Annotated in this window: 10 protein-coding genes; 3 read left to right on the top strand and 7 right to left on the bottom strand. The window is 47.3% G+C overall.

Going from position 1 to position 15,114, the window contains the following annotated elements; translation table 11 throughout:
- Positions 1-86: 86 nt before the first annotated feature.
- From ABD028_RS17895 to ABD028_RS17880, 4 genes are read right to left on the bottom strand one after another with little or no spacing between them, the layout of a single operon-like run.
- Complete coding sequence (locus tag ABD028_RS17895) at positions 87-1,232, bottom strand: sensor histidine kinase (protein WP_343846742.1); 1,146 nt, start codon at positions 1,230-1,232, stop codon at positions 87-89.
- Positions 1,229-4,729, bottom strand: coding sequence for a response regulator (locus tag ABD028_RS17890; RefSeq protein WP_343846740.1), 3,501 nt, complete (start codon positions 4,727-4,729; stop codon positions 1,229-1,231). Before ABD028_RS17890 ends, ABD028_RS17895 begins: the two co-directional genes overlap by 4 nt.
- Positions 4,726-5,325, bottom strand: a complete 600-nt coding sequence (locus ABD028_RS17885; RefSeq protein ID WP_343846738.1) for a chemotaxis protein CheB — start codon at positions 5,323-5,325, stop codon at positions 4,726-4,728. The genes ABD028_RS17890 and ABD028_RS17885 overlap by 4 nt, the downstream gene beginning before the upstream one ends.
- Positions 5,318-6,142, bottom strand: a complete 825-nt coding sequence (locus ABD028_RS17880; protein ID WP_343846736.1) for a CheR family methyltransferase — start codon at positions 6,140-6,142, stop codon at positions 5,318-5,320. The genes ABD028_RS17885 and ABD028_RS17880 overlap by 8 nt, the downstream gene beginning before the upstream one ends.
- A 476-nt stretch (positions 6,143-6,618) precedes the next feature.
- Here ABD028_RS17880 and ABD028_RS17875 point away from each other — a divergent pair, with 476 nt between their 5' ends.
- Both ABD028_RS17875 and ABD028_RS17870 read left to right on the top strand, forming a co-directional pair.
- Positions 6,619-7,056, top strand: a complete 438-nt coding sequence (locus ABD028_RS17875; RefSeq protein ID WP_343846734.1) for a response regulator — start codon at positions 6,619-6,621, stop codon at positions 7,054-7,056.
- Between the two features lie 19 nt (positions 7,057-7,075).
- Positions 7,076-8,812: an EAL domain-containing protein gene (locus tag ABD028_RS17870; protein ID WP_343846733.1), complete on the top strand. Its 1,737-nt coding sequence runs from the start codon at positions 7,076-7,078 to the stop codon at positions 8,810-8,812.
- Between the two features lie 59 nt (positions 8,813-8,871).
- Here the strand turns inward: ABD028_RS17870 and ABD028_RS17865 are convergent, their stop codons facing one another.
- From ABD028_RS17865 to ABD028_RS17855, 3 genes are all read right to left on the bottom strand, one after another.
- The gene (locus tag ABD028_RS17865; protein ID WP_343846732.1) at positions 8,872-10,590 is read right to left on the bottom strand and encodes a two-component system response regulator; all 1,719 of its coding nucleotides are present in this window, start codon (positions 10,588-10,590) and stop codon (positions 8,872-8,874) included.
- A gap of 26 nt (positions 10,591-10,616) precedes the next feature.
- Positions 10,617-11,036, bottom strand: coding sequence for a response regulator (locus ABD028_RS17860; protein WP_343846731.1), 420 nt, complete (start codon positions 11,034-11,036; stop codon positions 10,617-10,619).
- A 102-nt stretch (positions 11,037-11,138) separates the two neighbouring features.
- The gene (locus ABD028_RS17855; RefSeq protein WP_343846728.1) at positions 11,139-13,631 is read right to left on the bottom strand and encodes a CHASE domain-containing protein; all 2,493 of its coding nucleotides are present in this window, start codon (positions 13,629-13,631) and stop codon (positions 11,139-11,141) included.
- 236 nt (positions 13,632-13,867) lie between these two features.
- Between ABD028_RS17855 and ABD028_RS17850 the strand changes: the two genes are divergently transcribed.
- Complete coding sequence (locus tag ABD028_RS17850) at positions 13,868-15,088, top strand: sensor histidine kinase (protein WP_343846726.1); 1,221 nt, start codon at positions 13,868-13,870, stop codon at positions 15,086-15,088.
- The last annotated feature ends 26 nt before the right edge of the window (positions 15,089-15,114 follow it).

The raw sequence follows: 15,114 nt of genomic DNA, 5'->3' as shown, positions 1-15,114 counted from the left end.
GCTCCTGATAGTGTTTCAACAACAGCCCCTATCCTACCGCAAATCACAGGCAAACGACCTTCGTTTGGTCTCCATGATTTTGCAGATTATTTGTTTGCTGAAGGAGCAGGCAATGTAAAGTAAAAAGATGCACCTTGTCCGGGTTCAGCCTGCACCCAAATTTTGCCGCCATGCTTATGGATTATACGCTGTACGGTTGCCAGCCCAATTCCCGTACCAGGGAATTCATCGACGCTGTGCAGCCGTTGAAAAGGGGCAAAAAGTTTACTGGCATGTTCCATATTGAAACCGACCCCATTATCCTGTACACAAAACACCCTCTCTCCTTCTTGTATTTTACTACCAACACTTATATTGGCATTCTTGGTTCCTGTTGTGAACTTCCAGGCATTACCGAGTAAATTGTCTAGCACAATGCGCAACAGCCCTGGATCGCCCATTACTTCCAAGTCCGATTGAATATCCGTTACCACTGTTCTGCCCGGCTGCGCAACCTGATGTTCCTGGCAAATTTCCGTTGCCAACCCTGTAATGCTGACTGGCTTAAATTTTGGATCGACACGACTCACTCTGGACAAACTGAGCAGGTCGTCAATCAGCAGGCTCATTCTTTGTGCGCCTCTACGAATACGTCGCAGATAGTCCTGACCCTGTTCGTCAAGCAGATCACTAAACTCCTCCTCCAGGGCCAGACTGAAACCATCAATAGAGCGTAGTGGCGCACGAAGATCATGGGATACCGAATAACTGAAAGATTCCAACTCCTTATTAGCCACCTCCAACTCGATATTAGCCTTTTCCAGTTCCAGAGTTCGACATTTAAGGGATTGCTCATATTCATACATATCAATAAAGAGCTTTACTTTGTTCAACAGGATACTTGGTTCAAAAGGTTTGACGATATAGCTGAAAGCGCCTTTCTCGTACCCTTGGAATATATTGATATGCTCAGTGTAAATCGCAGAAATAAAGATAAAGGGCATGCGGGCAGTTTTCTCTTCCTGGCGCAACAGTTCTGCCAACTCGTAACCATCCATTTCTGGCATTTGAATATCTAGCAATGCCAAGGCAAAGTCATGATGCAGCGTAAGTTGCAGTGCTTCATTGCCACTGCTGGCCCGAAACAGTTGAACAGGGAGTTCTCTGAGCAACCTTTCCAGCGCCAGAAGATTCTCCGGCCGGTCGTCAACCATCAGGATCTTGGGTTTATCGCTACCTGCTGGTATTGTCATCTATTCACCCATATTTTCATCAGGGATATCAGTCTTTCCACATTTACTGGCTTGGCAATATAGTCATTTGCCCCGGCCTCAAGACATTTCTGTCTGTCTTCTTTCATGGCTTTTGCGGTCAGCGCAACAATAGGAAGGTCTCTGAATTCGGATTTGGCACGAATATGTCGCATACACTCATAACCATCCATTTCCGGCATCATTATATCCATCAGGACGAAATCTACGGCTTTACTTGCTTCCAACTGGCTTAGAGCGACCCGACCATTCTCAGCTTTAACCACTTCCATGCCTTTATCTTTAAGCACCTTGCTCAAGGCGAATACGTTACGCATGTCATCATCAACAAGTAGCACACATTTTCCTTGAAGCTGGCTCTCACCATCGTAAAGTTGAGTAATGAGCTCTTTCTTAGCTGCAGGTAATTTTGTAATGGCTCTGTGCAGGAACAGCGCAGTTTCATCCAGTAAACGCTCTTCGCTTTTTACCCCTTTGACTATGATGGTCTCGGCGTATTGCTGCAATTCGTCGTTTTCCTGTCGGTTTAGTTCCCTGCCCGTATAAACAATCACAGGAGGAAGCTGCTCCTGATGTTCACTCTTTAGTTGTCTGAGCATTTCAAAACCGCTCAGATCAGGCAGACCAACATCCAGCACCATGCAATCCACTTGCTCGGTACGACATAGTTCCAATGCTCTCTGTGCTGTTCCCGCCTCGAAACATTGCACGTCGCCGTTGCCAATTAGTTTGACAATGGCTTTGCGCAAATTGTCGTCGTCCTCAACCACCAACAGATTTTTCATCTTCCTGTTGATAAAGTCTTCCATGCGGGTGAAGGCCATCTCCAGCTCATCCTTGCTGACAGGTTTGGTCAGATAGTCCAACGCCCCTGAGCGGATAGGATCCAGACTGCGTTCATGGGCAGACATAATATGGACCGGAATATGCCTGGTTTCCGGATCGGCCTTAAGCTGCTTCAACACCATATGCCCATCCATCCCCGGCAGGTCCAGATCCAGAATAATGGCATGGGGCAGATAGCGCCGGGCAAGCACCAGTCCATCTTCTCCGGTAGCCGTATTCAAATGCTTAAAGCCTTTATTTCTGGCCTGCGCCGCCAGTATTTCGGAAAAACTCCGGTCGTCTTCAATGATAAGCAGCACCCTGTCGCCGTCCTGAACGTTCTCGCGTTGATCGGCGATACAAGGGTAGTCCAGAAATCGCTCCTCACCTTCATTTAGCACAGTATCCCTGAGTTTAGGGGTATGCACTGGCACGGCCTGACTGCTCAATATCAAGGGAATGCTCAGGGTAAACACCGAGCCCCTACCCAGCTCGCTATCAACGCTCAAGCTGCCCCCCAGTAATTTGCACAGCTCGCGACAGATGGATAGTCCCAGTCCTGTACCACCATATTTGCGCGATGTTCCGCCTTCTGCCTGAACGAAAGCTTCGAAGATCACATCCTGCTTGTCCTCTGCAATACCTATACCTGTATCGGTCACCCTAATGACAAGCCACTTGTTGTCCTTCATCTGCCAATCTACTTGCACTTTACCCTGTTCGGTAAACTTCAGCGCATTAGAGATAAGGTTATTCAGAACCTGCATTAATCTGTTGCGGTCAGTTTGTATATGCAGGGGTAAATCCGAAGGCAAAGAAACAGTAAAGACCAATCCTTTGTCCGTTGCGGTACGTCTGAATTGCCGCATGATATCGTCGGCCAGTTGTTGCAGCGAAACCTGGCTGACGTTTAAGTCCAACTTACCGGCTTCAACCTTGGAAAGATCAAGAATATCGTTGATAAGATGCAATAAATCATGACCGCTTTTGCTGATCACCTGGGCGCTTTCAACCTGCTCATCATCCAAATTGCCCTGATTGTTGTTGGCTAAGTCCTGCGCCAGAATCAAGAGACTGTTCAGTGGCGTACGTAATTCGTGGCTCATATTGGCCAGAAATTCACTTTTGTACTTACTGCTGATTTCCAGTTGCCTAGCCTTAATTTCGATGCTCTCCTGCGCCTTCTCCAAATCCTGGTTTTTCTGCATAATCAACTGAGTCTGTTCTTCCAGTTCTTCATTGGCTGCCTGCAACTCTTCTTGCTGTTCTTTTAACTGCTGGGTTTGTTCCTCCAGTTCTTCGTTGGACTGTTCGAGTTCTTCTTGTTGTTGCTGAAGCTCCTCACTCTGCTGCTGGGTTTCTTCCAGCAGCATCTGAATTTTTTTGCGTGACAAGGCAGAATTCAAACTTATCGCTACGGCCTCCATATTGGCTCGGACAAACTCCATCTCATCGCCAGAAAAAAGCTGCATCTTGCCCAACTCCAACACCCCCAGGCTTTTCCCTTCAAACTGAAAAGGGCACAGATAAAGCTGCCTGGGTACACCATCGACAATGGAAGAGCGCACCCGGATATAATCTTCATCCACTTCGGAGATCAACAAAGGAGTCCCGCTGACCGCAACCTGTCCAACCAATCCTTCCCCCAGGTGAAATTCCTCCGGCGCACTGCCGCCGCCGTGAGCATAGCTACCCTGCAAAACCAAACGGTTTTGTCTTTCGTCCAAAAGGTAAAGCGCACCAATGCACGCATTGATATAACTGGCCAAAAAACTGATGATACTAGAGGACAATAGCTCCACTTGTTTGTCTCCGCGCATCGCTTCGTTCAACCGGTTCTGACCGGTGCTCATCCAGTTGAAACGCTCATTCTGGCTGGTCTTGTCCTTTAAGGCTTCACGCATATTAAGCAAGGCGGTGCCCAGTACATCCAGTTCTTTGGAACCACCAACCACAATATCAGTGTCAAGGTTTCCACGCCCGATGTTATCTGCCACAGCGACAGCGTCTGCCACTGGACCTGTCACAGCCTTAGTCACCAGCCATGACAGCAGCCCCCCCAGTACGAGGCCCATAACCATCAGGCTCCATTCCAACATGCTTAAAAAACTAATCCGCTCTGAGACTTGCAGCAGCTCCGAACGAAAAGCGTTGCGTTGATCATCGAGCATATTGTTCAGTACATCACGGCCCGCCAACACCAAAGGCATAACATTATTTTCCAGACTGGCATTTGCCGCTGCAGGATCCGAACCCGCCAAGGCCTCGACCTGCTCCATCTGCAGTTGTAACTCTCCAATAATGGGCGTCAGTTTACTGAACCTCAATACATTCTCTGTCTTCCACTGGGATGACAATTTATCCAGGTTTTGCAATGCGGTCTCAACCTGCTCGGCCCAAACCCGGCGGCGGTTCAACCTGTATTCGTCGTCGCCTGTCACTATCCAGCCACGCAAAGCAGAAAGGCTGTGGTTGATGCCGCTGTCCAGCTCTAAACCTAATTTGGCGGTAGGTTCGCGCAGGTCGATCAAACGCTCGGTTTCCCGGCTCAACCCCTGGATCTCCACTATGGTCAGCAACACAGCCGCGGCCAACAAAGCAACCAACAGCAAATACCCCAACGCAATTTTCTGCGATAAGCTATGCAATCTCATACCAACGTCCTTCTCTTTTGGGTTGTATGAAGCGCCAACAACCAATCCGTTATTGCATCGATGGGCAAAACCAAATCAGGTTTTGCTGTTTTAACGGCGGCGTCGGGCATGGCTTTTGACTGCGCAGTCGAGGGCTCCTGTACCATGGTCCAGCCGCCTTTTTGTTTAATATGGCTTAATCCCTTAGCGCCATCGCTGTTAGCGCCAGTCATAACAATACCTATAACCGCAGGGCCACAAGCTTCGGCCGCCGTTTCAAATAACACATCAATGGCAGGCCGTGCATAGTTAACCAGCTCGTCAAGAGTAAGGGTAAAGGTCAGGTCAGTTTCCACCAAAAGGTGGTAATTTGGGGGAGCCAGATATACGGTGGAAGCAGATATACTTTCTTTCTCCTCGGCCTCTTTAACCTGCAATGCAATATGGCGGTTCAGAATCTCAGCCAGTTGGCTTTCTGTGCTCGGAGCCAGATGTTGAACCGCAACAACTGGCAGAAAAAAATCCTCGGGTAAGCGTCCAAGCAGTTGCACCAGCGCCGTCATTCCGCCCAAAGACGAGCCCACTACCAAGAGTTTAAATCCGCTTGTATCACTCATGGCAGTATCTCTTCTTGTATATCTTTTGTCCGGCATCCAGTACGGCAAAGTTGCCGCTGCTGTCTGTAAACCTAATACTTTCCTTCTTGCCTAAACAAAGAATGCCAGCATTGACAAGTGTTCGCCCAAACAGATTTAACACTCGTTGCTGCAACTGCTGATTAAAATAAATCAGCACATTTCGGCACATCACCATATGCACTTCGGCAAAATCACTATCGGTAACCAGGTTGTGTTGTGCCCAAACTATTTGCTTTTTCAGCAGAGGAGCCATAATCACCGAGTCATAGCGAGTATGAAAATAGTCTGAAAGATTTGCCTTTGCCCCTGACCGTTTATAGTTTTCCTGATACCTCTCCATTTGTTTGGCTGAGTAAATTCCCTCTTTCCCTTGGTTCAGTGCAACAAGGTTAAAATCCGTAGCATAGATTTGGACACGTTCATACAGCCCTTCTTCATACAACAGGATTGCCATGGAGTAGACCTCTTCCCCCGTGCTACATCCCGCATGCCAAATCCTGACATATGACCAAGTCTTTAACAGTGGCACAACCCTTTCCCGCACCGTGCGGTAAAACTCTGGGTCCCTGAACATCTCTGTCACATTGATGCTCAGGTCCTTTAAAACAAGGGCAACAAATTCCGGGTCTGAGTCCAGTCGTTTGCGTATTTCGGACAAGGATGCCAAGCCCGACACCTTTAAACGCTGTAGCAATCGTCTCTTTATATGAGCTTTGGCATAATCACGAAAATCATAGCCATATACCGAGTATAGGCTTTCCAGCAAACCGGTAATTTCCATGTCGAGCGCTTCCATCAATACGCCGCCTTCCCCTGATAAACCCATCCGACTGCAAGACGCTATAACCCCTCCAGAAAAAGTAGATCATCTTTAAATAAACACCAAAAACCTGTACTTAAAAAAGCGACTTGCTAAATAAGGCTACCGGAGCTATTACATTCTAGTACCTGCTTGATCGTCTGGGCATGGGAGCATTTTGAACAAGACGACACTTTATTAGCAGACGCCATTTAAATGGCAAGAGAAGGAGTAGTTGTGATATCCCTTGTAAATTCTGCCGTCTATCGAGGCATCGCCACAATAGGGTCGGCGATTAATCAGCGTTCATGGAAAAAAGAATGGCTCAAAACCCAATGCAACGTAAAGTCAGGTAGGAATGGTTTTGTTGCCTCGTCTAATAAGACTACTATCATACCCTGGCTCCTGTCTCACCCTTTGAAAACGTGGGTAATAGCAACAGTAAAATCTGGTATCAGACTGGAGATGCGCATATGAATGTCAACCCCATTCTGTTGGTGGAAGACAATCCTGATGATCAGGAATTGGCTATACGTGCGTTTCGGAAAAGTAACCTGCCCAATGAAATCGTTATTGCATCTGATGGTCCGCAAGCCTTGGATTACCTATTCGGTAGGGGAAAATATGCAGGTGCAGAAATCCCCGCCCTCCCCGCCGTGGTATTGTTAGACCTGAAGCTACCGAAAATGGATGGTCTTGAGGTATTGCAAGAAATACGCAGTAACCATCGCACCAAACGATTGCCGGTAGTTATAGTCACTACATCCAAGGAAGAACAGGATCTGATCAGAGGGTACGAGCTAGGTGCAAATAGTTATGTACAAAAACCTGTGGACTTTAATGAATTCGTGGACGCCATCCGGCAACTGGGACTCTACTGGTTATTGTTAAACGAATCTCCCACACAATGACGAGACTAGGTGATAATTTATGGACAGCAACAAACTGCATATAACAGCACTGGTGGTTGAAGATGTGGAAGACGACATGCTGTTGTTATTGCAGGAGCTACGTCGCGGCGGGTATCGATTGCAATGTGAACGGGTTGATACCCCTGAGGCATTACGCAAGCAACTGACCTCGCGTAAGTGGGATATTGTATTCTGCGACTATTCAATGCCCCAAATGAATGGCAGGCAGGCATTGGATATTGTCAGAAGTATTGATCTGGATGTGCCCTTTATCTTTGTCTCCGGTTCCATCGGTGAAGATATCGCCGTTGAAGCCATGCGCACCGGGGCACAAGACTATATAATGAAGCACAATCTTAAACGACTCACACCCGCTGTGTGCAGGGAGTTGGATGATGCTAAGGCTCGTCATGAGAGGCGTGCCGCGGAGCTACGACTGCAATTCTTAACCCATTATGATCAATTAACCCAGCTACCCAATAGAGTACTGTTCCAAAGCAAGCTAAGCGAAAGTCTGCAATTATGCGAAGCCATCCAAGCCATGACTGCAGTTGTATGCGTCAATCTGGACAAGTTTAAGAATATTAACGACAGTCTGGGCTATGATGCCGGGGATTTGGTCCTGCAGGAAGTGGCCTGCCGCCTGAAAAACGTGTTATCACCACCCAGTGTAGTGGCACGCTTCAGCGCCGATGAATTTTTTATCTTGCTGCCGAACATAGGCTCCAGACAGGCGGTAGTTAAACTTATGGAAAACATTTTATATAGTCTGGAACGTCCGTTTAACTTGCAGGGCTGTAGGCTTTATCTGAACGCCAGCGTGGGAATGACTCTAAGCCCCCAGGATGGCAATGATGCCCAAACATTACTGCGCAACGCAGATATCGCCACTTGTCGGGTAAAAGACAAAGGGGGAAAAAATTATGGTATGTACACCCCTGATATGACGGTTAGACTGGAAGAACTGATGGAACTGGAGCAAGCCATGCGGCGTGCCTTACATAATCAGGAATTCCAGCTCTACTACCAGCCGCAAGTTTCGTTAAGGGACAATAAACTTATAGGCGTGGAAGCGCTGATACGTTGGCACCGGCCAGCACAGGGTATGGTATCACCGGGGGATTTTATTCCGCTGGCAGAAGAAACCGGCCTGATTATCCCTCTTGGTGAATGGGTGCTAAGACAGGCCTGTATACAGGCCTGTCGATGGAAACAAGCGGGTCATCCCGCTTTCAGAGTGGCGGTTAATATTTCTCCGTTACAGTTTCGTCAGCAGGCGCTGGCCGAACAGGTCCTCACCCTCTTACAGGAATATGAATTGGAACCGTCCTGGCTGGAATTAGAAATTACCGAAAGCGTTATCATGCAGGATACCGCCGCAGCCCTCACCACCCTGAATCGGCTGAAACAGCATCAGGTTCACGTTTCCTTGGATGATTTTGGCACCGGCTATTCCAGCCTTAGCTATCTGAAACATTTTAAGGTGGATATGATTAAAGTAGACCAAGCCTTTGTCAAAGATGTCTCCCAAGATCAGGATGACGCCACTATTATCAGTGCAATTATTGCCATGGCTGGCAAGCTGGGTATGAAAGTGATAGCGGAAGGGGTTGAAACCCAGCATCAATACGATTTTCTGAGAGAGGAAGGTTGTGATTACATTCAAGGCTATTTGATTGGTCGCCCCATGCCAGCGGAGCAATTTGACGCTTGGTTGGAACAATGGCAAGCGGCTTGCCCCAACATACCCGTTTGAATTCCCAAAGCCCCCTAATCCAATATGAACAACCAGAAACTCCCCCGGAAAAGACTTTCTCAGCGTGTTTCCTGGCTGCGGGCAGCAAAGATATATAGTTCGTCTATTGTATCTTTACACAAGGGTTTGGAATAAAGATATCCTTGGATCCTGGTAATACCTGCCGCCTTGCATAGTGACAAATGAGCATCGGTTTCAACGCCTTCGGCAACTACGTCAATACCCAGCATTTTGGACATGGCTACCAGCCCCATAATAATGGCAATATCTTTGCTTCCATCGAAACTGCCGGGCATTAGGGACTTATCAATTTTTACCGTGTCTATGGGAAATTTCTGCAGATGAGAGATGGACGAAAAACCAGTACCAAAATCATCCAATGCAATTCGGCAACCCAATTCACGTATTTTGCCAATAACCCGTCTGGACTCTTTTAAATCACGCCACAGGGCGGTCTCTGTTATTTCGAATTCCACCTGAAATGCAGGCACATTGAAAGTTTCAATACATGTTTCTATACAGGAAACCAGTTCAGGATCTTTAAATTGCACCGATGACAAGTTGATTGACATTGAATAATCAGCATAACCTAAGGCATTCCAGCCACCTAATACCGCAATGGCCTCTCTTATTATCCACCGGCCAATACTCCAGATTGCCTCACTCTGTTCCGCAATCGAAATAAATTCGTCAGGTGGAACAATCTTTTCTTTAAATTTCCAGCGTACCAAGGCCTCAAAGCCGACTACATTCTCGTTTTCCACATTAATAACGGGTTGGAAATATAAGAGCAGCTCATTGTTTTCGACGGCGGTTTCCAGATCTTTCTCAATTTGATGCCGACGTGAAAGTTGCTCCTCCATCCGCTTTTGAAAAAAACTATATCTGTTTCGTCCAAGGGATTTCGCCTGATACAATGCCACATCTGCATGTTTAAGCAGCTCATCGGTGGTTTTACCATTCTCGGGATAAATAGCGCCCCCGACACTGGCGCTGGTTTTAATTGCGAATTCCGAAATAATAAAAGGGATTGCCAGGGACTGCAGGATACGCTTAAGTATGGATTCAATATCCTTTCTTATTTTCAGGTTACTAATGGCGATCGCAAATTCGTCACCCCCCATCCTGGCCAGTAATTCATTCCCCCTTAAACAGCCGTGCACCCGCTTAGCAACCTCCTGAAGCAGCCAATCGCCCACTTGGTGACCATAGATATCATTGATATACTTAAAATTATCCAGATCGATCAACAATACCGCCACTTTGTAGCCAGCACGCAGACCGTGATGTAATTCTCGTCTTAGACTCTCTTCAAAAACATAGCGGTCCGTCAATCCGGTAAGACGATCAACCTGATTTCCTGTCTTACAATGGGTCTCAAAATATAACTGTTTTTCCAATTCAAATCTTGTGTAGGCATGCAGCATGGCGCTGCGCAATCTGGTGGTGGTAATTTCCGACTTTACTAAAAAGTCTTGCGCCCCCGCTTTTAAGCAGCTTAACGCCAGCTCTTCATCGTCAGATGAACTGGTGATTATAATGGCCGTACTATTCGTTTTTGGCTCATTGCCTAATTCAAGAAGCATTTCTATACCATCACGGGAGGGCATTCGATAGTCCAGCAAAATTACATCAAAATGCTGGTTATGGTACAGGACCAGCCCCTCATCCACTGAGCTTGCCTCGGTAATTTGTATATCCAAGTCATTGTGTTTGAGCAGCTTTCGATTGATGAACTCACGATCAACGACGTCATCGTCTACCAATAATACCCTCATACAGCACCCTTACCTGTAGATATATATCACTTGGTTGGAAAGCGGGAGATCTGCCAATACCTATTCAGTAGTCCTATGAGGTCGCTGTAACCGTTGCCACAGTCATGCTTAACAAAATAACCTGCAATCTGCTTCTTGTAGCATGAGTTAACATCTCTGATGTCTGAAGAAGAACTCAGAACAATAACCACCATATCACTTAGTTCTTCATCGGCCCGAATTTCGGCCAAAAACTCCAAACCGCCCATACGAGGCATATTTAAATCCAATAGCACAATGAAAGGCCGGGTAATTTCCCCAGCTCGAAGTAGCTCCAGAGCCTCCAGACCGTCCTTAGCCCTGACAACGGGGTTCACCAACTGATGTTTTCGGACACAACGTTCAATAAACATGACGTCGACGTCATCATCATCTACCACAAACAGTGTGACCGGCATATTCGTCATCTGACAACCTAAAAAAAAAACCCAATCCGAAGCACAAAAGCCTAAAAAAAGTATAGCGTCGATTCGATGAAAGGCGAACGACTAGTTGCTATTCAGCGCTTCTTAGCATCGGATAATGGTTTGTAACTCTTCTATCGGCCAGGAAACAACCACAGATGTTCCCCTGATGCCGTTCGACTCTATCACCAATTCACCTTTATAATGGTTGACAATCCTCTTAACCATGGCCAGCCCCATACCGCTCCCTTCCACTTCGTCCCTGGGTCTGAGAGTTTGAAACATCTCCACAACCTTGTTATGCATACCCACAGGAATGCCAGGCCCATCGTCACGAATCGTTATCTTATGCCTGCCTCCTTCTTTTTTGTATGTCACGTCAATCTTCCCTTGCTTTTTATCATGATGTTTTATCGCATTGGAAAGGAGATTTCTCAGCACTATCTCAAGCGGAACTTTCGGGATTACCATAACTGCACTGTCGACCTGGCAATAAAATCGCTTGCCGTCGTTGAACAGATGAAATTGCTCTTCTACAAGCTCCCGAAGATTGACTTCAATGCCTTTATATTGGTAACGGCCCACTTTTGAGTAATCCAGCAGGTCTTCCAGTAATTTGGCCATTCGCTCGGTACGCTGCACTAGTAGCGATAAATGCTCCTTGGATTGCCTGGGCAATAAATGTCGGCAATCTTCATCAATCCAGCTGGCAAGTTGTCTGACCGCATTCAAGGGCGATTTGAGGTCATGAGAGGCAATATAAGCAAATTGCTCCAGGTCTGAATTACTTTTGAGAAGCGCTTGATTTTTTTGCAAAATGGCCGTCATTAGTTCCTTCTCTTTTTGCATATCCGCTATATGTACAACGATATGAGAAATTTTACCCTCTCTCTCCTTGACGCCTGCTGCAGAAAAACGCCCCCAGATCAGTCTGTTTTCCCGATGCCGGAATTGGCGTTCGACATACACTGACGCCCTTTTGCCCCTGAACATCCGGATAAAATTAATCAGGAAGTACCAACGGTCCCGCTGGCGCACCATGCCCAGGGCATTGCCGTTCTGCAAGTCTGCCTCGCTGTAACCCAGCCAGTCACACAAGGCCTTATTCAGGGTGACAAAGCCTCCGTTCTTGTCCAGTATGGCAAATCCGACCGGTGAGGCCTGAATGGCGGCATTCATAATGGCCTTGGTTGTTTCGGCGCTAACCTTTAAAGACAGATCCCTGATAATAGCAATCCAATAGCTGTCAGTATCAGATATCACCTTGTTAATCATCAAATCAGCGGGAAAGCTTGCCCCTTGGCGATGACTGACAATAAGCTCTGTTCGTTCTCCGACCTCCACATTGCTGCTATTCAAATAACGGCCAATACCGGGAACCGCAGCATCGGGATTTTCCAGTGCGCTAACATGTCGGCCTATCACTTCTTCAGCGTCAAAACCGAACATTTTCTCCGCCGCCTTATTATAACTGAGTACCCTGTGGCAGCTGTCAATGGTGATCATGGCATCCATCATATTATCTATAGTGATCTCTAAATGGCTTTCCGTGTTCTGCAACTGTTGGGTTATCTGGTTGGCCAGCGCCACCGCCTTTTTGTTGTACCCTACGAGTAACAGAAAGAAGGCGATCAACATGGTGTCGATAATAATGCCGCCCACCAGTATCATAAGTGGCTGGCTGTTTGCGTGCTGTTGCCGGAAAAGGGCCGAGGACTGGATCTCAAAAGTCCAGGTTTTCCCGTATATTTGCACTGGCACCGACTTGCTAAAAAGGGGAAATGGATCATAGTCTGCAGACCCTACATGTAGCTCGTCATACAGCAATCCGTTACCGTCAAGGATATTAAAGTTGACCAGCCGGTTTCTGTTCTCCAAAGTCCCCTCCATAAGTCGCGACACGATAAAAGGAGCATAGACCAGGCCGGTAAATTGTTGTTGCCTCTCTTCGACAGAGCCCGGCGTTTGTATCTGCCGGTAATAAGGCGCAAAGAACAAGAAACCCGGCGTATGCAGTTCATCCTGCACCAGCACAATTTGCTCCGTAATCTGCACATTACCCGTGTCCCGGGCCTTTTTGGCCGCAGTATACCTGTTGATTTCATGGGCCATATCCAATCCCACCGCCTGCTGGTTAATCTCCACCGGCTCGATATGGGTAATGGGCCAGAACTCTTGCTGCTTATGTTCAGGGTGTACGGAGAAATCCGGACGAAACTGGCGCTCCGTCGCAAGGTAGTTAGCAAAGTTATCCTTGGCGACATAATCGATAACACCAATTCCGTTGATACCAGGATATTTGCTTTCAATAGCAAGGGTTTTGGCAAACCGATGCCAGTGATGCGTATTGGTTTTGCCTGACTGGGATTGAATAGCTGCCACCCCGGCCCAAAGCGCATCTTCATATTTGCGCATGCGCTCTTTTACCAATTCAACAATCTGATCGGCTTGAAAGTGAAACTGGAAGGCCGCCTTCTGATGAACCTGCTCGGAAGACACTTTCCAGGCACTGAATGTCAGGATCAGTGATGCGAGGATAACCAACCAGTGGTACCAATGTAGCTTCCCGGCCATATCCCCTTCAAGTTGTCGAATCATGCTACCCTCGAATAAACAGTCCCCCCAGCCGACGGTTGAGCTCCTACGTTGACCATCTGCTATGCAGAAAAGTCGGTGTATTAACTATATTGATATTATTCGATCTCTGAATATTTTGAACAATAATTAGGCTATTCCTCCTGACAACTTCGCGCCAAAGGCTCCTTATTTGCTGCCGACTGACCCGACTGTTGCATAAGAGTTGTTATAGAGGCTAGCCCAGAAGGAGGATAGAAATGGAGTTATTGTTTGAACTTTTTAGCGGCAAAGGCTTTATGCCACATGGCCACTGTTATTTATGGACGCCAGCGCTACTGTGGTTAAATGTGGTCTCTGACACTTTTATTACCCTAGCCTATTTGAGCATACCCGTAACGCTGATCTATTTTATCCGAAAAAGACAGGATTTACCCTTTAACTGGATGTTTCTGGCATTCGGCGTCTTTATCCTGGCTTGCGGCGCTACGCACGCACTGGAGATATGGACCACCTGGTATCCCGCTTATTGGCTATCGGGCGCGATGAAGGCCGTTACGGCGCTCGCCTCCATAGTCACCGCTTACCTGTTGATAAAGCTATTGCCCGCCGCATTAGCCATTCCAAGCCACTCCCAACTCGCTAATCTGAACAATGAGTTGCTGGCATCCAATGAAAAACTGCATCAGACCAATCAAAGGCTTGAAGAAACACATGAGCAATTGCTCCAGCAGGAAAAAATGGCCGCTCTGGGTCGACTGGTGGCAGGGGTCGCCCATGAAATTAACACCCCCCTGGGGATCATAGTGACGGGCAGCTCGTTGCTTTCTGAGGAAACCCAAACCTTGCATAAAACCTACAAGGGAGAAGGGTTATCACAACAAGAGTTAGAACAATTTCTGCACACCACAAGTGAAACCATACTGCTGATCCAGCTCAACGCCAAGCGGGCCGCAGATCTCGTACAGTCGTTTAAGCAGGTGGCGGTTGACCGGGCAGTGAGTGAAAAACGCAAGATCAGACTAATAGACTATATTAAAGAAGTGTTTACCAGTCTGGCGCCAACCGTGAAAAAAACAGCGGTCTCAACAGAAATAAAGGGTAATGAGGAACTTGAGGCAGAGATTAACCCCGGCACCCTATCGCAAATCCTGACCAATCTGGTGATGAATTCAGTTATCCATGGCTTTGAAGGGAAGGCTGACGGCCGCATCCTGGTCGAAGTAGACGAAGACAGTGAACATATTCGCTTAACTTATTACGACAATGGCAAAGGCATACCTAAGGAATGGCGGACCAGAGTCTTTGAACCATTCTTTACCAGCAAGCGCCATGCAGGAGGAAGCGGACTAGGCCTGCATATACTGCATAATCTGGTGACGTCCACCCTGGCGGGGAAAGTTCGCATCGATGATGCTGTTGCCCCCTGGAGTACCCTTTTTGTGATTGAGTTTCCAAAGTTTTCGGAAACCAACGCCTGACCCGGCTTATCGATAAACAGGAAAAG

Source organism: Bowmanella denitrificans (assembly GCF_039522935.1).
Classification (GTDB): Bacteria; Pseudomonadota; Gammaproteobacteria; order Enterobacterales; family Alteromonadaceae; genus Bowmanella; species Bowmanella denitrificans.
This window is presented reverse-complemented; position numbering and strand designations above follow the sequence as displayed.

Bases quoted from the DNA above. Each gene is read 5' to 3' on its own strand.
- ABD028_RS17895 (WP_343846742.1), bottom strand. From the start codon at position 1,232: ATGACAATACCAGCAGGTAGCGATAAACCCAAGATCCTGATGGTTGAC.
- ABD028_RS17890 (WP_343846740.1), bottom strand. From the start codon at position 4,729: ATGAGATTGCATAGCTTATCGCAGAAAATTGCGTTGGGGTATTTGCTG.
- ABD028_RS17885 (WP_343846738.1), bottom strand. From the start codon at position 5,325: ATGAGTGATACAAGCGGATTTAAACTCTTGGTAGTGGGCTCGTCTTTG.
- ABD028_RS17880 (WP_343846736.1), bottom strand. From the start codon at position 6,142: ATGGAAGCGCTCGACATGGAAATTACCGGTTTGCTGGAAAGCCTATAC.
- ABD028_RS17875 (WP_343846734.1), top strand. From the start codon at position 6,619: ATGAATGTCAACCCCATTCTGTTGGTGGAAGACAATCCTGATGATCAG.
- ABD028_RS17870 (WP_343846733.1), top strand. From the start codon at position 7,076: ATGGACAGCAACAAACTGCATATAACAGCACTGGTGGTTGAAGATGTG.
- ABD028_RS17865 (WP_343846732.1), bottom strand. From the start codon at position 10,590: ATGAGGGTATTATTGGTAGACGATGACGTCGTTGATCGTGAGTTCATC.
- ABD028_RS17860 (WP_343846731.1), bottom strand. From the start codon at position 11,036: ATGACGAATATGCCGGTCACACTGTTTGTGGTAGATGATGATGACGTC.
- ABD028_RS17855 (WP_343846728.1), bottom strand. From the start codon at position 13,631: ATGATTCGACAACTTGAAGGGGATATGGCCGGGAAGCTACATTGGTAC.
- ABD028_RS17850 (WP_343846726.1), top strand. From the start codon at position 13,868: ATGGAGTTATTGTTTGAACTTTTTAGCGGCAAAGGCTTTATGCCACAT.